Here is a 16494-nt window from a genome sequence, read left to right on the forward strand (position 1 = left end):
GGCCGACCAACTGGACACCGCGATCGAGCAGAAGGGCAAGGGCGACCTCGCCGCACTCCTCGCCGGCGGCGACACCTGGACCGTCATCGGCTGACCTGCTGTTCCCTCACGAGGCCCGGGACCGGACGTCCCGGGCCTCGTCGTATGCCCGGCGCGCGCCGAGCACGTCGTCCATGCGCCGCTCGGTCCACTGGGCCAGTGCGCGCACCTGCTCGGCCGCCTCGCGGCCCAGCCCGGTCAGGGAGTAGTCGACGCGCGGCGGGATGACGGGTTTGGCGTCCCGGTGGACGAGGCCGTCGCGCTCCAGGGTCTGGAGGGTCTGGGTGAGCATCTTCTCGCTGACGCCGCGCCCGCCGAGGCCGGTGATCGCCCGGCGCAGTTCGCTGAAGCGATACGGGCGGTCGAGGAGCTGGATCAGCACCAGCACGCCCCAGCGGCTGGTGACGTGCTCCAGGACCAGGCGGTGGGGGCACATGGCCTCGCCGTCGCTCTTCCATGCACTTACCGACATGCGCGTACCTTACTTCAAAGTGGGTACTTTCGCTTGGTTAGCGCCCCTCCTAGGGTGAGTGTCATACGCAGAGACACGGCATCCCACAAGGAGTTCTGAACCATGAGCATCGTCGTCACCGGAGCCACCGGACACCTCGGCCGGCACGTCGTGGAGCAGCTGCTGGAGAAGGTTCCCGCGGAGGAGATCACCGCCGTGGTACGCGACGAGACCAAGGCCGCCGATTTCGCGGCCCGCGGGGTGAAGCTCGCGGTCGCCGACTACAACACGCCCGAGACCTTCGACGGCCTGTTCGCCGCCGGTGACAAGGTCCTGCTGATCTCCGGCAACGAGTTCGACAAGGGCAGGGTGCAGCAGCACCGGGTCGTCATCGACGCCGCGAAGGCCGCGGGTGTGGCACTGCTCGCCTACACCAGCGCCCCGGGCAGCCTGACGGCCGCGCTCGCGGACGACCACCGGGCGACGGAGGAGGTGCTGCTCGCCTCCGGCCTGCCGTACACGCTGCTGCGCAACGGCTGGTACCACGAGAACTACACCGAGAACCTGGCCCCGGTGCTGGAGCACGGCGCGGTCGTCCAGGCCGCCGGCGACGGCCGGGTCTCCTCGGCCGCCCGCGCCGACTACGCCGCCGCCGCGGTGGCGGTGCTGACCGGCGAGGGCCACGAGAACACGACGTACGAGCTGGGCGGCGACGAGGCGTGGGGCTTCGCCGGGTACGCGGCCGAGCTGAGCCGGCAGACCGGCAAGGAGATCGCCTACAACGCCGTCTCCGTCGAGGCCTTCGCCGGCATCCTGACCGGTGCCGGGCTGCCCGGGCCGCTCGCCGGGATCCTGGCCGGCGTGGACGCCTCGATCGAGAAGGGCGAGCTGGTGGTCTCCTCCGGGGACCTGTCGCGGCTGATCGGCCGTCCCACCACCCCGCTGGCGGAGGCGGTCACCGCCGCGCTCAAGGACTGAGCGTTCCGGCAACCCTCCGGATGTCATGACCGTATGGCGATACGGCCATGACATCCGGGGCGTTCGGCGCTACCTTCGTTCTCGCGTGCTTGATGTGAGAGGGAGGGGCCCGTGGCCGGGAAGTCCAAGGGTGAGCACCGGATAGGCCTGCTGAACGGCTTCGCGGCCTACGGCATGTGGGGCCTGGTGCCCCTGTTCTGGCCGCTGCTGAAGCCCGCCGGAGCCTTGGAGATCCTCGCCCACCGCATGGTGTGGTCCCTGGTCGTCGTCGCCGTCTCCCTGCTCTTCGTACGGCGCTGGGCGTGGGCCGGGCAGTTGCTGCGCCAGCCCCGCCGGCTCGGGCTCATCGCCGTGGCCGCCGCCGTCATCACCGTGAACTGGGGCGTCTACATCTGGTCGGTGAACTCCGGCCATGTCGTCGAGGCCTCCCTCGGGTACTTCATCAACCCGCTGGTGACCATCGCGATGGGCGTGCTGCTGCTGAAGGAGCGACTGCGGCCCGTGCAGTGGGCGGCGGTCGCGACCGGCCTCGCCGCCGTCGTCGTCCTGACCGTCGGCTATGGCCGTCCCCCGTGGATCTCGCTCGTCCTCGCGTTCTCCTTCGCCACCTACGGCCTGGTCAAGAAGAAGGTCGCCCTCGGTGGCCTGGAGTCGCTGGCCGCCGAGACCGCGATCCAGTTCCTGCCCGCGCTCGGCTATCTGCTCTGGCTCGGCGCGCACGGAAAGGCCAGTTTCCTGAACGACGGGACCGGGCACGCGGCCCTCCTCGCCTCCACCGGCCTGGTCACCGCGCTGCCCCTGGTCTGCTTCGGCGCGGCGGCGATCCGCGTACCCCTGTCCACGCTGGGCCTGCTGCAGTACCTGGCGCCCGTCTTCCAGTTCCTGCTCGGCATCCTCTACTTCCACGAGGCCATGCCGCCCGAGCGCTGGGCCGGGTTCGCGCTGGTCTGGCTGGCGCTGATGCTGCTCACCGGCGACGCGCTGCGCTCCGCGCGCCGGGCCCGGGCATCGCTGGTGGTGGCGCGCGGCGAACGGACGGAATCGACCGCGGTGGAGGCCTGACGGCCCTGGTCGTCGGCAGCGGGCGGCGCCTGACGGCCGCTGCCGTGGCCGACGTGCGAGGCATGGCGGCCGCTGTCGTGACCCTCTGCCGTGGGCCGTGGTGCGGCTGCGGGTCCGGCCGTTGTCAGTGCCACGCGCTATAAGTGACGACCATGCCGACGCAGACACCCGCACCACTGCACTGGAAGCTCGTCATCGACGCGGCCGACCCGCACGCCCAGGCCGACTTCTGGGCCGCCGCGCTGCACTACACGGCCGAGGACAACGGCGCCCTGATCGAACGGCTGCTGTCCCTCGGCGCGCTGCCCGGCGAGGCCACGGTCGAGTACCACGGCCGACCCGCCTTCCGTGACCTGATCGCCGTACGGCACCCCGACGACCCGTACGACCCTCAGACCGGCACCGGGCTCGGGCGGCGGCTGCTGTTCCAGCGCGTGCCGGAGCCGAAGACCGTCAAGAACCGGCTCCACCTCGACCTGCACGCCGGGGCCGGACAGCGCGCGGACGAGGTGGCCCGGCTGCGGGGGCTGGGCGCGCGGGTGCTGCGCGAGGTGAAGGAGCCCTCCGGTGAGTGGGTGGTGATGGCGGACCCGGAGGGCAACGAGTTCTGCGTGCAGTAGGGCTGTCGCCGGGGCCGGTTCGGGCGTGGCCGGTCGTCGGGTCTCGCGATTGCCGGGCCGGTACGGTCATCGGGTCCGGGGGCGGGGCGGCAGGCCGTTGCGGTGGTCAGGCTTGGGCGCTCATGAGGCCTGGGCGGCGCGGGCCGCTCGGTCGGTCAGGCGGACCATGCGGGCGCGGGCGGACTCCAGGGGGCGGGGGTCGTCGGCGGCGGGGCCCGGCTCGGTGGTGAGGTCCGCCCACAGCTCGATGAGGTCGCGGCCCAGCCGCAGGCCCTCCTCGGGCTCGCGCACCGCGCGCCACGCGGTCGCCGCGCTCTGCACGTTGCCGTACGCGGCCTCCGCGTCCCGCGCCTGCCGGCGCAGCCGGGCGAGGTCCAGGGACTGCCGGCAGGCGCCGACCGGGTCGCCTCCCAAGTAGGCGATGTAGGCCGACAGTTCGCGCAGGTGCAGCACCTCGGCATGACGGGGTCCCAGCACGGTGGACGCCTCGGCGACCGTACGGTCGGCGAGCTGCGCCGCTGCCTCGATACGGCCGGCCCGCACGGCCTCGTTGATCCGCGTCATCTGCCCGGTGAGCAGCTCGGCCCCCTCCGCGGTCTCGGTCACGGGTGCGTCGCCGAGCACCTCCTCGGCGACGGCGTCGAATCCCCGGGCCGGGGTGGGGGCGGCCGTGGAGGCGGGCTCAGGCTCGGGGACGTAGGCGACGGGCGCCGGAGCCTCCGCGACCGACATGACCGGCGCGGGGCCGAACTGTCCCGTCGGCGCCTGTACGGCTGCGGCCGGCACGGGCGCCTGCTGCTTCACCGGGGGCAGGTCCCGTACGCCCTGCGGCGAAGGCACGGAAGCCTGCGGCATGGCGGCTGCCTGCGGAATCTCGGCTCCCTGTGCACCGGCAACCGCCTGTCGGCCGACGGCCACCTGGGAGGTCACGCCCGCCGCGGTCGGCCGACCCGGTGAAGCGGCGCCCACCGCTTCCGACTTCGCCGGCCCGGCCACCCGTACGGCCTGCCCGGTGACCCGGCTGGAGCCGTCCGCCGAGACCTCCAGGGGAACCACGCAGCGCGCGCGGTCGTCGTGAATCGTGGCGCGTATCGGGGCGCCGAGGCTGATGGCCAGGCGCTGGAGGTGGTTGAGGACGGCCTGCTGGATCTCCTCGCCCGGCGCCGCCACCACCGACGTCCCGCCGACCGACGCGCCCCCCGCGCCGTACACCCGGACCGGTACCACCGCCGGATGCGTCACGGGCTGCTGCGCCCGCTTCTTCTCGAAGCTGACTCGAGACATCGGTTTTCCCTCACTCCCCCGGCGCCGCGATCCGGTCGTACGCGTCCTGCGGACCAGTGTGTCGGCTGCCTTCGGTTTCCGCGTCACCGCAGCGTCACAGCATCGCACCAGCCGCACCCTGGCGCATGTTGCTTGCATGTGCATAAAATGCATACGTCTTTATCCGCCCGCACGACAGCACGCCCACGGGGGACCCATGAACCGTCGTTTTCTCTTCGTCCTGGGCAGCGCCCGCGCCGAGGGCAACACCGAACTGCTGGCCCGCGCGGCGGCCGAGCAACTGTCCGGTGACGTCGAACAGCGCTGGATCCGCCTGGCCGAGCACCCGCTGCCCGACTTCGTGGACCTGCGGCACGAAGACGACCACGTACGGCCGCCGTCGGACAGCCCGACCGGTCTGCTGCTGGGCGCCACCCTCGCGGCCACCGACATCGTGATCGCCTCTCCGCTGTACTGGTACTCGGTGTCCGGCCTCACCAAGCGCTACCTGGACCACTGGTCGGGCTGGCTGCGCACCCCGGGCGTCGACTTCAAGGCGACCCTGGCCGGGCGCACGCTCTGGGGCATCGCCGCGCTCGCCCATGACGACACGTCGGTCGCCGACCCCTACACCGGGACGCTCAACAACTCGGCCGCCTACATGGGGATGCGGTTCGGCGGAGTCCTGCTGGGCAACGGCAGTGCCCCGGGTGACGTGCTGAAGGACACCGACGCGCTGGCACGCGCGAAGACCTTCTTCGCGCAGGACCCGCCCTTCGCGCGCTTCCCGTACGAGACGTCCGCCGGCTAGCCCTACGCGCTGATGTCCTTCGTCGTGAACCGCGCCCACGCCGCCGAGCCGAACACGGCCGCGTACAGCGCCTGGAGGCCGAGGTTCTTCACCAGGTCGTCCCAGTAGACGGGGTCGCGCACGAGGTCGGCGAAGGACAGCCAGTAGTGCGAGAAGAGGTACGGCCGAACCGTGTCCAACTGGGGTATCTGGTCGAGTATCTGGACCGTGATGAGTATGCCGACGGTCGTCGCCATCGCGGCGATGCCGCTGTTCGTGAGCGTCGACACGAACAGGCCGAGCGCCGCCATGCCGACCAGTGAGGCGGCGACCACCAGGGCGATCAGCAGGGCCCGGCCGAGGCCCTCGGTGAAGCTGATCCGGGTGCCGGATATCGTCGTCAGGTCGCCCAGTGGGAAGAGCAGCGCGCCCACGATCAGCGCCGAGGCGGCCACGACCAGCGTGGCCAGCAGGCAGAAGGCCATCACCGTCGTGTACTTGGTGAGCAGCAGCCGGGTACGGCCCGCCGGGGCGACCAGCAGATAGCGCAGGGTGCCCGCGCCGGCCTCGCCCGCTATCGCGTCGCCCGCGACCACCCCGACGGCCATCGGCAGGAAGAAGGGCAGGGTCGCGGCCAGTGCCGTGAACACCAGGAACAGGCCGTTGTTGGTGATCTGTGTCATGAACGCCGGGCCCTGGCCGCTGTGATCCACCGTGCGGCCGCCCTGCGTCTGGATCTTCACCACGATCCCGACCAGCACCGGCACGGCGGCCAGCACCCCGAGCAGGGCGAGCGTGCGCCAGCGGCGCAGGGTCGTGACGAGTTCGCTGCGCAGCAGCCCGAACGTCCACAGGGGGTTCCGCCGACGCACCGAGGCCGCGGTGCCGGACACGGGGACCATCTCAGCCCGCGACATCGAAGCCCTCCCCCGTCAGCGCCACGAACGCGTCCTCCAGCGAGGCCCGTTCGACCGTGAACCCCCGGACCCGGATCCCCGCCTCGACCAGGGCCGCGTTCACTTCGGCGAGGTCTCGTGCGGGCGGTTCGCCGGTGACCCGGTCGCCGTCGGCGTTGACGTCGCCGACGCCCTGTTCCTTCAGCACCCGGGCCGCCTCGGCCGGATCCGGCGTGGTCACCACCAGCCTGCCGCGCGCCCCGGCCGCCAGGTCGGCCACCGCGCCCTGGGTGATGAGCCGGCCCCGCGCCATGACCGCCGCGTGGGTGCAGACCTGCTCGATCTCGTCGAGGAGGTGGGAGGAGAGGAACACGGTCGTGCCGTCGGCGGCCAGCTCCCGGATCAGGGTGCGGATCTCGCGCATGCCCTGCGGATCGAGGCCGTTGGTGGGCTCGTCCAGGACGAGCAGCCGGCGCGGCTGGAGCAGCGCGGCGGCCAGACCGAGGCGCTGTCTCATGCCCAGCGAGTAGGCCTTCGCCTTCTTGCCGGCGGCGGCCGCGAGGCCCACCCGGTCCAGGGCGGCGGCGACGCGGGCGCGCCGGGTACGGGGGTCGGCGGTCGGGTCGGCGGCGTCGTAGCGCAGGAGGTTGTCCCGGCCGGAGAGGAAGCCGTACAGCGCGGGGCCCTCGATGAGCGCGCCGACCTGGGGGAGGACGGACCGGGCCGCCCGGGGCATCGGGCGGCCCAGCACGTGAGCCGTGCCCGCCGTGGGCTCGATCAGGCCCATCAGCATGCGGATGGTGGTGGTCTTGCCCGAGCCGTTCGGGCCGAGGAAGCCGAAGACGCTGCCCGCCGGGACGGTCAGGTCGAGGCCGTCGACGGCGAGCTGTCCGCCGCGGTAGCGCTTGGTGAGGCCGCGGGCGGCGATGACGCTCGCCTCCGCCTGCCCCGGGGGACGCGCCTCCGCCTGCCCCGGGGCACGCTCCTCTGCGTCCCCCGCCTCCCGCTCCGTGGCGGACGGTCCGTCCATCGGCCCCCCTCGATTCGTACCTCCGTGAAGGGTGAACGCACGATCACGGTCCGTAGTGCCCGGACGGGGTCACTTTCCCGTGTTCGCCGCCTTCACCAGGGCGTCCTTCGTCACCGCGCCGGCGTACACCTTGCCGTCGTCGGTGATCAGCGCGTTGACCAGGCGGGTGGAGAACACCGTGCCCTTGCCGAACTTGCCGGAGACCTTGTCACCGAGCGAGCCGAGGAAGCCGCCGAGGTCACCGCCCCGGGAGCCGGTCGGCAGGCCGCCCTTGGTACCGGTGTCGAAGGTGGCGATGGACGTCCAGCCCTTGCCGAGCACGTTCGCGCCGTTCATGCCCTTGGCGAAGTCCTCGCCGGATCCGGGCGCGCGCTTCCTGGCCGCGTCGTCCTTCTTCTCCTCCGTCACCTTCGCGCCCTTGGGCGGGGTGAAGGCGAACGTGGAGGCGGCCGGCTCGGCGAAGGAGACCTGGGTGAAGCCCACGTCGAGGACGGCGGCGCCGCCGCTCTTCGGCGTCAGAGTGAACTTCAGCGGCGTACCCGTCTTCGCGTCGACGGCGATGCTGACGGCGCCGACCGTGGTGCCGGACTGCCTGGGCTTGATCAGCAGCTTGTAGGCGTCCCGGCCGGCGACCCGCTCGGTGCCGTCGACGGTGACGGACGTCGTGTCGTCCACCGACTTCAGCGCCTGGTCGGCGAAGTCCTTCGGCGTGGCCGGGGGCTCGGCCCTGTGCTCCCTGCCGGAGTCGGCCGAGGTGCTGTGGTAGACCTCGTTGGTCTTGCTGTCGTAGCCCCACACGTTCTTGCCGTTGTGGATGAGGCTGTACTCGGAGCCGCTCTCCAGCAGCGACAGCTTCTGCTTCTCGGGGCCGTCGGCGGCGACGCGCAGCGTGTGCGTGCCGGAGACCAGCGAGGTGAGCTGGGACCGCGGGTCGGCGGAGGAACCGTCGCCGGAGCCCTTGACGGCGCCGGAGGCGAGGTTGTTCTCCAGGCCGCCGAGGTTGGGCAGGCCGAGGTCGGTGTCGATACGGACGGTGCCGGACAGCTGCTGCACGTCCGACTTGGCGATCTTCTCGATGAGCTGCTGTGCCGTGATCCTGGGCAGGTCCGGGTCACCGGAGGCGGCGAGCGCCGGGACCAGACCGATCGTGGCCGCCGCGACCCCCACCACGGCGACCGGGACCGCGTAGCGGGCCGCCCTGCGGCGTCCGGCGTGCCGCTCCTCGTCCCGCGCGGCGTCCACTGCGTCGTCGGATTCGTACGGTGCCATGTGTGCCTTACCTCCGTCGTCGGCGGCGGCTGTTCTCACGCTGGTCCACCAGAGCCGCCATTCTCACCCGAATCGGTGAGGAGTGGTGATTTCCCTGGTTTCCATCTCACCAAATCAGCCATGAGGAAGCGTCAGACCACGGAGCCAACTCCGCGTACGCCTGCGGTATGACACGTAGGGGCCAGGACTCCGCCGACCCGTAGGGGTCTCACCGGAACGGAGGGGCCGTACGGGCCCGACGAGGCCGTACGGACGCACGGGGCATGCGGGCAACACGGGCCGTACGGATGCACGGATCGCGCTGGTCGTACGGGGTGTACGGGCCCGTCCCGGCCGCCGTGTGACGGGCCCGGCGCGGCGGACGGCCGGAGCCGTGCCGACACTGTGCCAGGTCGTGCGGCCGGAGCTCCGCACGGTGTGGCGTGGGGGTGGCGGGCTCCGGGGTCAGCCGGCGCGGTGCACCACCGCGTCGCACAACTCCATCAGCGCGGCCTTGGCGTCGCACTCCCGCAGCGGCGCCAGCGCGGCACGGGCCTCCTCCGCGTACCGGACGGTGTCCCGGCGGGCCTGCTCCAGCGCGGGGTGGGCGCGCAGCGCGGCCAGCGCCTCGGCGTGCCGGGCGTCGTCGCCGAGGTCGGAGTCGAGCAGCTCGCACAGCGCGATGTCCTCGGCCAGGCCGAGGCGGGCGGCGCGCTCGCGCAGCCGGAGCACGGGCAGGGTGGGGATGCCCTCGCGCAGGTCGGTGCCCGGGGTCTTGCCGGACTCGTGCGAGTCGGAGGCGATGTCGAGGACGTCGTCGGCGAGCTGGAAGGCGACCCCGAGCCGCTCTCCGTACTGGGTGAGCACGTCGACGACCGTCTCGTCGGCGCCGGACATCATCGCGCCGAACCGGCACGACACGGCCACCAGCGAGCCCGTCTTGCCGCCGAGCACGTCCAGGTAGTGCTCGACCGGGTCACGGCCGTCGGAGGGACCGGCGGTCTCCAGGATCTGGCCGGTGACCAGCCGCTCGAAGGCGAGAGCCTGCACCCGGACCGCCTCGGGACCGAGGTCGGCGAGGATCTGGGAGGCGCGGGCGAAGAGGAAGTCGCCGGTGAGGACCGCGACGGAGTTCCCCCAGCGGGTGTTGGCGCTGTCCACGCCGCGCCGCACGGCCGCCTCGTCCATGACGTCGTCGTGGTACAGCGTGGCGAGGTGGGTCAGCTCCACGACCACGGCGGAGGGCACGATGCCCGGCGCGTAGGGGTCGCCGAACTGGGCCGCGAGCATCACGAGCAGCGGCCGGAACCGCTTCCCGCCGGCTCGTACGAGGTGCTGCGCGGCCTCCGTGATGAACGGGACCTCGCTCTTGGTGGCCTCGAGCAAGCCTTCCTCGACAGCCGCCAATCCGGCCTGGACATCGGCTTCCAGAGCCTGGTCCCGCACGCTCAGCCCGAACGGCCCGACGACGGTCACGAGGGGTCTCCTGTCTGCTGGTGTCTGCTGGCGATTACACGGTTTGTCGATAGGTCGCTGCCCTCACTCAAGTCAGCGTATCCGGTCCTGTTTCGATCACCGATAGCGCCCACCGGTCCAGCCCGGGCGGTATCGGATCACGGCCGGTATGTTTTTGATCAAGTGATAAGAACGGACATTTATCGACTTAATAGGAATACACGCACTTTGGTCCCGCCGCGGCTTCCGCCACAGGTTCCCTCACCCGCCCGAGCCGCCCGAATCCCTCATGCCCGATTTGAAATACTTTGTTATTTCGTGAGTTGGGTCACGTGCCACCTCCGGCACCGAGGCCCGTCAGGCCACCTTCCCCCCTTGACCCATCCGCGAGTTGAGGGTTGGCAAACGCAAAGGATCAAGTACCACATACGGCACAGACCAAGGTCAAATCGTGCATTGTGTGAATCCACCACTTGTTCCCGACATGTGCTCTCGCATACGTTCCGGGCCGTCGGGCGGACGCCGAATCCTGCCGCCGCCCGCGTGACCCATCGACGAACTCATTCGTACGGCAGGAGCGGGGGACCCAGGTAAGTCCGCCGGACCGGTCGGCACACGCCGCACCGGGACGGCTCGGGGTGAAGCCATGCCTTCTCGCGAAGGCACGGCCGGGCACCTCCCCGCCCGAACCCGACAGCTCACCTCGCAGGCGACGGAGAGGACTTCCCCATGCCTGCTGCCGCTCAGCACCACCGCCGCCCCCGCGCCAACCGTCTCGCCCGCGTCCTCGCCGTCGCCGGCACCGGTGCCGCCGTCCTCGCCCTGCCGCTCATCGGCGCCACCAGCGCCTCCGCGGCCACCGTCACGACCACCAAGACGGCCTCCACCACCCCGGCCGGGTACCCGAACAACCTCGACGGCTGGATCCGCGAGTCCCTCGCGATCATGGCCCAGAAGGGCATCCCCGGCTCCTACAACGGCATTTACCGCAATGTCATGCGGGAGTCGTCCGGCAACCCGTACGCCATCAACCTCTGGGACTCCAACGCCGCCAAGGGCATCCCGTCCAAGGGCCTGCTCCAGGTGATCGACCCGACCTTCAACGCGTACCACGTGGCCGGAACCGCCTTCAACCCGTACGACCCGGTCGCCAACATCACCGCGGCCTGCAACTACGCCGCCGCGCGGTACGGGTCGATCGACAACGTGTTCAGCGCGTACTGACAGTCCCGCTGACCGGCACGGCATCGGCCGCCCGGCGTGTGCCCACACCTGACGGAGGGCACCCCGGGCGGCCGTCGCGCCTCCCGCGGGCGGTCGCCTACTGATGTGCCGGTCAGTCGGTCGGGAACAGTCTTTCGAGGACGACGGCGATGCCGTCGTCCTCGTTCGACAGCGTGATCTCGTCGGCCACCGCCTTGAGTTCGGGATGCGCGTCGGCCATGGCGACGCCGCGTCCGGCCCAGTCGAACATCGGGATGTCGTTGGGCATGTCGCCGAACGCCAGCGCCTCCTCCGCCGCGATCCCGAGCCGCTCGGCGGCCAGCGCGAGACCGGTCGCCTTGGTCACCCCCGACGGCTGGAGCTCCACGGTCCCCGGCCCCGACATGGTGACCGTGGCCAGGGAGCCCACCACCGCGCGCGCGATGGCAGCCAACTCGTCGTCGGACAGGGCCGCATGGCGCAGCAGCACCTTGCTGATCGGCGCGCACCACAGCTCGTCGCGCCGGCCGACCCGGACCGCCGGCAGGGTCGGATGCGGCATCCGGTACCCGGGCTCGATGAGCGTGAGCCCGTCCACCCCGTCCTGGTCGACGGCCGCGTACACCTGCCCCACCTCGGCCTCGATCTTGCCGAGCGCGGTCTCGGCCAGCTCCCGGTCCAGCCGGACCGACCACAGCAGACGGCCGGTCCCGGCGTCGTAGACCTGCGCGCCCTGCCCGCACACCGCGAGCCCCGTGCAGCCGAGGTGCGCAAGGAGCTGCCGTACCCGCGGGGCCGGGCGGCCCGTCACCACCAGGTGCCGGGCGCCGGCCCGCGCCACCCGCGCGAGCGCGGCGAGCGACCGGTCGGAGACGGTGTCGTCGCCGCGCAGCAGCGTTCCGTCCAGGTCGGTGGCGATCAGTGCATACGCGGGGGAGGCTGCCATGATCAGAGAATACGGATACCGGGCCCCGCCGACTCATCTTGTCGTCCTGCGCACTTACGTGCTGATCAGCCTCAAGTGGGGCCCGCCCGCACCTCGTTGACCCCGTCAGCCGTGAGCGGCCGCCAGGTGTTTGGTCAGGCGCGGTGAGGCGAACTCCGTGCCACAGACGAAACGCATCACCGGGCCGTACGACGACGCCGCCGGCAGGCCGGTGAAGTACAGGCCGGGGACGGACGAGACGAAGCCGGGGCCGAGCCTGGGCGTGCCCCGGCTCACCGCGAGCCGGGTGCGCAGTTCGTGGCCGAGGAAGCCCATGGCCGCGATGTCGACGCGGTAACCGGTGGCGGCGATGACGTGGTCGGCTGTGAGCCGCTCGGTGTGCCCGCCGTGGGTGCGGACGGTGAGGACGGGGCCGCCGTCCGGTGCCTCGGCGCCCATCACCCGCTCGACGTCCTGCACCTGCACGGCGCTCTCGAAGCGCGCGCGCAGCCACCAGGCACCGAGCGGTCCGAGGACCCGGCGGACCAGGAAGTGGCGGGTGGCCTCGGGCAGATAGCGGTAGGGGTGCGGGTAGTAGCTGAACGCCCACAGCGACCAGGCGCGGCCGAACGGGGACTCCGGGCGCAGCTTCGGCTGCTCCCAGGGCGGCGCGCCGAAGGCGACCCGGCCGCGGCCGCGCGCGACGACACGCACGCGTGCCCCCGCCTCGGCGGCGAGCGTCGCCGTCTCCAGAGCGGACTGGCCGGCGCCGACCACGATGAGCTCCTTGCCGGCGAACCGGCTCAGGTCGTGGTGCTGCGAGCTGTGCGAGACCGGCCCGGTGGGCGCCGGTCCGTCGGCCGCGGCTGCCGCGAGCTCCGCCGGCAGGTACGCGAGGCCCGACAGACCCGTGGCGACGACGACCGCGCGCGCGGTGAACATCTCCCCCGAGTCCAGCTTCAGCTCGAATCCGCCGCTCTTGTCGCGGTCCACGGAGACGACCCGCACCTGCTCCAGGCCGGGGACCAGCTGCTGCCGGAACCACTCGCCGTAGGCGGTGAACGTCTCCACCGGGATGATGTCCTCGTCGGCCACCAGGCGGCGGATCCCGGCCGCGTCGCAGTAGTCGGCGAGGGTGTGGCCGGGCTGCGGGCAGTCGAGGTTCGAGGCAGCGGGCGTGGACTTCAGGAGCATGCCCTCGGGCATGTGGTCGCGCCAGCTGACCATGGGGTCACCGAAGACGCGGACGGGGATGCCGCGCGCCCGCAGATGGGCGGCGGTGGACAGGCCGAACGGCCCGGCCCCGATGACTGCAACCGGTCGAGTCACGAAGTCCCTCCCCAGGACATGGTGCGCGCCACTCTTTGCGTGGCTCTGCCTACTTCGTGGAGGTGCTGCTGCCGCGGCGGTTGGTCCGCCACAGCTGATAGAGGTGCTTCGCGCCCGGACGCACGAAGCGGGCGAGCATCGTGAGGAACGGCAGCGGGTCGTCACCCGCGAGCCAGGCCAGCTCCGTCCCGCTCGCCGTGGCCGGCGCGTGCGGCGTCGTATAGCCGCTGCGGCGGTAGGCGAGGAGGGCGGGAAGGTCGATGTTCTCCACGATGTAACGGTGGCCGGCGCGCTGTTCCCCCTCCGGAACGGGGCGGCCGGTCAGGTTCAGATGCATCGCGCGTACAACGTCCACGCCCGACTCGTTCTCGAAGAGCCGGAACTGTGCGCCCATGCGCGGGTTGAAGTCGAGGAGCTTGTATTGTCCGTCGCGCCGGTCGAAGCGCAGGTCGAGGTCGATGATGCCGCTGTAGCCGATCTGTTTGATGAAACGCGCGGCGAGGTCGGTGAGTTCCGGGTTGTCGACGACGTACGCGTTCGCCGTCATGCCGGCGTGCGGCGGCCAGGAGCGGACCTTGACGCCGGTGAACATCGCGACGGGGCTTGCGTCCTGGTCGAAGCAGGCGTGCACGATCCAGTCCTCGGCGTCCTCGCGCGGCAGGTACTCCTGGAGGATCACCCCCGGCCGCGGGCCCCAGTCGCGGGCGAGGGCGAGCAGGCCCTCGCGGGTGGCGATCCGCGTGGTGCCGCCCACGGCGGGCCGTGTGCGCCGGACGAACGCCTCCCGGTTCTTGGCCACCACCGGGAAGCGGGCCGTGTCGGCGAAGGAGACGATGTCGTCGTACGACTCCGGGAATGCCGACGCGGGACTTGCGATGCCGTGCTCCACGCACAGTTCGTGCAGGCCCTGCTTGCTGGCGAGCCGGCGCGGCAGCGCGGGGTCGACGCGCGGGAAGAGAAAGGAACCGGCCAGCTCGTCCTGGTGCTCGGCGATCAGTACGGCGGCCTCCTCGTCGGTCGGGACGAGGACGGCGGGGCGGCCGATACGGCGCCCGATCCGCAGCAGGCCATCGACCAGGTGACCCGGGTCCTCCGCGCCGGTCGTCGGCCACACGAAGGCCTTCTTGAGATAACGGGAGGAGGCCGCGGGCGTGTAGGCGTCCTCGGTGATGGCGTACATGGGCACACCGAGCCGACCCAGGCTGCGGATCGCGCCGACGCCGCCGTGGTGCAGCGGATAGTCGCCGAACTTGACGATCAGTCCTGGTACGTCCCGGTCCGCCTCGAACGGCACACCGACGGTGTCTCCGGCCACGGGTCCCCCCACGTGTCCCCCCAACGGAACGGACCCACCCCGTCCGTGTCCCCAAAGGACGCTAAGCCGGAATTGCCGCCTCCGACAAGGCCTATTCGGACATTGCGAACTCTTTAGACAGGGTGCGAGCAACCTTTCGAAGGTAACGCGACACACATCTTTCGGACACCGTGGCGAGTGCCGCAGGAGGGTCTGCCCAAGACACGCATCGCGGCCGTAACGTGTGGCCCGATCACATGGAACGAGCGCCATGCACGGCCCGGATGAGAGTGAGGCAGCACCCCATGCCCCCCTTCGACGTCCCCGAGGGCGACCCCTTCGGCCCGCACAACCTTCCCTATGGCGTGTTCTCGCCCTCCGGCAGCACGGAGCGGAGGGTCGGCGTCCGGCTCGGGGACCAGGTCCTCGACGCGGGCGCCGCGGCCGCCGCCCTCGGCTCGCCGCACCACGCGCTGCTCGCACGGCCCACCCTCAACGCACTGCTGTCCGCCGGCCGCCCGGCCTGGACAGAGGTACGGCGCGCCATCACGGCCTGGATCACCGACCCCGCGCACCACGAGGCCGTCGAGCCGCTGTTCCACCCCCTGTCCGAGGTGACCCTCCACCTGCCCTTCGAGGTGGCGGACTACGTCGACTTCTACGCCTCGGAGAACCACGCCCGCAACGTCGGCCAGATCTTCCGCCCCGACGCCGAGGACTCCCTCACCCCGAACTGGAAGCACCTGCCGATCGGCTACCACGGCCGCTCCGGCACCGTCGTCGTGTCGGGCACGGACGTCGTACGGCCCTCCGGACAGCGCAGGTCCCCGGCCGACCCGGCACCCGTCTTCGGCCCTTCGGTCCGGCTGGACATCGAGGCAGAGGTCGGTTTCGTCGTGGGCGTGCCGTCCGCGCTGGGCACACCGGTCGCACTCGGCGACTTCCGCGAGCACGTCTTCGGGCTGTGTCTGCTGAACGACTGGTCCGCGCGGGACATCCAGGCCTGGGAGTACGTCCCCCTCGGCCCCTTCCTCGGCAAGTCCTTCGCGACCTCGGTGTCGGCGTGGATCACCCCGCTGGAAGCGCTGGAGCACGCGCGCGTGGCGCCTCCGGAGCGCACGCACCCACTGCTGCCCTACCTGGACGACTCGGCACCCGGCATCGAGCCCGGCGGCTACGACCTGCGGATCTCCATCGCCATCAACGGACATGTGGTCTCCGAGCCGCCCTTTTCGACCATGTACTGGACCGCCGCCCAGCAGCTCGCCCACATGACGGTGAACGGTGCCTCGCTGCGCACCGGCGACCTGTACGGCTCGGGCACGGTGAGCGGCCCGGAGGAGCGTCAGCGCGGCTCCCTGCTGGAGCTGACCTGGAACGGACGTGATCCCCTCGAGCTCCCGGAGGGCAAGCGGGCCTTCCTGGAAGACGGCGACGTGGTGACCCTGTCGGCCTGGGCCCCCGGCGGGGACGGGCGCCGGGTCGGGCTGGGGGAGGTCAGCGGACGGGTTGTGACGGGCTGAGCGACGCCCTGCAACCGGGGGCCGACACAAGTCCCGCTGGGGCGAGCACCATCTGCTCGCCCCGCGCGGGACGCCTCCGCCGGACGGACCGAGGGCGGGCCGGTGAACGGGCCGCAGTCCGGGCCGACACGACCGGCCACGGCGTCCCTGATGCGGACCCGGTGCGGCGCGGGAACGCACGTGGCCCCCCACGCCGCAGCAAGACGCCGAACTCAAGGACGTATCCAGGACTTTATGGCCGACAACTGGTCCTGGGCCCGGAGCGGACGACATGCTCGAGGCGGTGGGGCAGGCCTTGTCGGAGCGGGAGCCGCAAGGCTTCCGTCCGGCCGGACGAGGGGGAGAACGGGCAGCTTCAACCACGCGATCGATCAGTGCCGAGACCTGA

The 16494-nt window shown here is 71.5% G+C and carries 15 protein-coding genes and 1 riboswitch; of the genes, 6 read left to right on the forward strand and 9 right to left on the reverse strand.

What is annotated here, in order from left to right; genetic code table 11:
- Window positions 1-106: 106 nt before the first annotated feature.
- Entirely contained in the window at window positions 107-511 is a 405-nt protein-coding gene (locus ACFYZB_RS29835; protein ID WP_388763919.1) for a winged helix-turn-helix transcriptional regulator, read from the reverse strand.
- Window positions 512-613: 102 nt separating this feature from the next.
- Between ACFYZB_RS29835 and ACFYZB_RS29840 the strand changes: the two genes are divergently transcribed.
- The 3 genes from ACFYZB_RS29840 to ACFYZB_RS29850 all read left to right on the forward strand — a co-directional run bounded on the left by ACFYZB_RS29840 (window position 614) and on the right by ACFYZB_RS29850 (window position 3150).
- The gene (locus ACFYZB_RS29840) at window positions 614-1468 is read left to right on the forward strand and encodes an SDR family oxidoreductase (protein WP_388763921.1); all 855 of its coding nucleotides are present in this window, start codon (window positions 614-616) and stop codon (window positions 1466-1468) included.
- A gap of 111 nt (window positions 1469-1579) precedes the next feature.
- The gene (rarD, locus tag ACFYZB_RS29845; protein WP_388763922.1) at window positions 1580-2530 is read left to right on the forward strand and encodes an EamA family transporter RarD; all 951 of its coding nucleotides are present in this window, start codon (window positions 1580-1582) and stop codon (window positions 2528-2530) included.
- Window positions 2531-2682: 152 nt separating this feature from the next.
- Window positions 2683-3150, forward strand: a complete 468-nt coding sequence (locus ACFYZB_RS29850; RefSeq protein WP_388763924.1) for a VOC family protein — start codon at window positions 2683-2685, stop codon at window positions 3148-3150.
- Between the two features lie 120 nt (window positions 3151-3270).
- Here the strand turns inward: ACFYZB_RS29850 and ACFYZB_RS29855 are convergent, their stop codons facing one another.
- The gene (locus ACFYZB_RS29855) at window positions 3271-4434 is read right to left on the reverse strand and encodes a hypothetical protein (RefSeq protein WP_388763925.1); all 1164 of its coding nucleotides are present in this window, start codon (window positions 4432-4434) and stop codon (window positions 3271-3273) included.
- 196 nt (window positions 4435-4630) lie between these two features.
- Between ACFYZB_RS29855 and ACFYZB_RS29860 the strand changes: the two genes are divergently transcribed.
- The gene (locus ACFYZB_RS29860) at window positions 4631-5224 is read left to right on the forward strand and encodes a flavodoxin family protein (protein ID WP_388763927.1); all 594 of its coding nucleotides are present in this window, start codon (window positions 4631-4633) and stop codon (window positions 5222-5224) included.
- 2 nt (window positions 5225-5226) lie between these two features.
- On the opposite strand, the gene ACFYZB_RS29865 is transcribed toward ACFYZB_RS29860, so the two are convergent.
- From ACFYZB_RS29865 to ACFYZB_RS29880, 4 genes are all read right to left on the reverse strand, one after another.
- Window positions 5227-6120, reverse strand: coding sequence for an ABC transporter permease (locus tag ACFYZB_RS29865; RefSeq protein ID WP_388763928.1), 894 nt, complete (start codon window positions 6118-6120; stop codon window positions 5227-5229).
- On the reverse strand, window positions 6107-7129 hold the full coding sequence (locus ACFYZB_RS29870; protein ID WP_388763929.1) for an ATP-binding cassette domain-containing protein: 1023 nt from the start codon (window positions 7127-7129) through the stop codon (window positions 6107-6109). The genes ACFYZB_RS29865 and ACFYZB_RS29870 overlap by 14 nt, the downstream gene beginning before the upstream one ends.
- Window positions 7130-7198: 69 nt before the next feature.
- Window positions 7199-8398, reverse strand: coding sequence for an outer membrane lipoprotein carrier protein LolA (locus ACFYZB_RS29875; protein ID WP_388763930.1), 1200 nt, complete (start codon window positions 8396-8398; stop codon window positions 7199-7201).
- Between the two features lie 444 nt (window positions 8399-8842).
- Window positions 8843-9853 carry a polyprenyl synthetase family protein gene (locus tag ACFYZB_RS29880; RefSeq protein ID WP_351211225.1) on the reverse strand — a complete coding sequence of 337 codons (1011 nt, stop codon included), beginning with the start codon at window positions 9851-9853 and terminating at the stop codon, window positions 8843-8845.
- 521 nt (window positions 9854-10374) lie between these two features.
- Window positions 10375-10557, forward strand: a riboswitch (cyclic di-AMP (ydaO/yuaA leader).
- A gap of 4 nt (window positions 10558-10561) precedes the next feature.
- On the opposite strand from ACFYZB_RS29880, the gene ACFYZB_RS29885 reads away from it, so the two are divergent.
- Entirely contained in the window at window positions 10562-11056 is a 495-nt protein-coding gene (locus tag ACFYZB_RS29885) for a transglycosylase SLT domain-containing protein (RefSeq protein ID WP_351211227.1), read from the forward strand.
- A gap of 112 nt (window positions 11057-11168) precedes the next feature.
- Here the strand turns inward: ACFYZB_RS29885 and ACFYZB_RS29890 are convergent, their stop codons facing one another.
- The 3 genes from ACFYZB_RS29890 to ACFYZB_RS29900 all read right to left on the reverse strand — a co-directional run bounded on the left by ACFYZB_RS29890 (window position 11169) and on the right by ACFYZB_RS29900 (window position 14583).
- Window positions 11169-11981: an HAD family hydrolase gene (locus ACFYZB_RS29890; protein WP_388763933.1), complete on the reverse strand. Its 813-nt coding sequence runs from the start codon at window positions 11979-11981 to the stop codon at window positions 11169-11171.
- Window positions 11982-12086: 105 nt separating this feature from the next.
- On the reverse strand, window positions 12087-13289 hold the full coding sequence (locus ACFYZB_RS29895) for an FAD-dependent oxidoreductase (protein ID WP_388763934.1): 1203 nt from the start codon (window positions 13287-13289) through the stop codon (window positions 12087-12089).
- Between the two features lie 49 nt (window positions 13290-13338).
- Window positions 13339-14583: an ATP-grasp domain-containing protein gene (locus ACFYZB_RS29900; RefSeq protein WP_388764133.1), complete on the reverse strand. Its 1245-nt coding sequence runs from the start codon at window positions 14581-14583 to the stop codon at window positions 13339-13341.
- A gap of 305 nt (window positions 14584-14888) precedes the next feature.
- On the opposite strand from ACFYZB_RS29900, the gene fahA reads away from it, so the two are divergent.
- Window positions 14889-16106 (forward strand): fumarylacetoacetase, encoded by a 1218-nt coding sequence (gene fahA / locus ACFYZB_RS29905; protein WP_351211233.1) that lies wholly within the window; start codon window positions 14889-14891, stop codon window positions 16104-16106.
- Window positions 16107-16494: the final 388 nt, after the last annotated feature.

It is taken from the genome of Streptomyces sp. NPDC001852 (genome assembly GCF_042891825.1).
Classification (GTDB): Bacteria; Actinomycetota; Actinomycetes; order Streptomycetales; family Streptomycetaceae; genus Streptomyces.

Excerpts from the sequence above, each read along its gene's own strand:
- ACFYZB_RS29835 (WP_388763919.1), bottom strand. The coding sequence starts at position 511 with ATGTCGGTAAGTGCATGGAAGAGCGACGGCGAGGCCATGTGCCCCCAC.
- ACFYZB_RS29840 (WP_388763921.1), top strand. The coding sequence starts at position 614 with ATGAGCATCGTCGTCACCGGAGCCACCGGACACCTCGGCCGGCACGTC.
- ACFYZB_RS29850 (WP_388763924.1), top strand. The coding sequence starts at position 2,683 with ATGCCGACGCAGACACCCGCACCACTGCACTGGAAGCTCGTCATCGAC.
- ACFYZB_RS29855 (WP_388763925.1), bottom strand. The coding sequence starts at position 4,434 with ATGTCTCGAGTCAGCTTCGAGAAGAAGCGGGCGCAGCAGCCCGTGACG.
- ACFYZB_RS29860 (WP_388763927.1), top strand. The coding sequence starts at position 4,631 with ATGAACCGTCGTTTTCTCTTCGTCCTGGGCAGCGCCCGCGCCGAGGGC.
- ACFYZB_RS29865 (WP_388763928.1), bottom strand. The coding sequence starts at position 6,120 with ATGTCGCGGGCTGAGATGGTCCCCGTGTCCGGCACCGCGGCCTCGGTG.
- ACFYZB_RS29870 (WP_388763929.1), bottom strand. The coding sequence starts at position 7,129 with ATGGACGGACCGTCCGCCACGGAGCGGGAGGCGGGGGACGCAGAGGAG.
- ACFYZB_RS29875 (WP_388763930.1), bottom strand. The coding sequence starts at position 8,398 with ATGGCACCGTACGAATCCGACGACGCAGTGGACGCCGCGCGGGACGAG.
- ACFYZB_RS29885 (WP_351211227.1), top strand. The coding sequence starts at position 10,562 with ATGCCTGCTGCCGCTCAGCACCACCGCCGCCCCCGCGCCAACCGTCTC.
- ACFYZB_RS29890 (WP_388763933.1), bottom strand. The coding sequence starts at position 11,981 with ATGGCAGCCTCCCCCGCGTATGCACTGATCGCCACCGACCTGGACGGA.
- fahA (WP_351211233.1), top strand. The coding sequence starts at position 14,889 with ATGCCCCCCTTCGACGTCCCCGAGGGCGACCCCTTCGGCCCGCACAAC.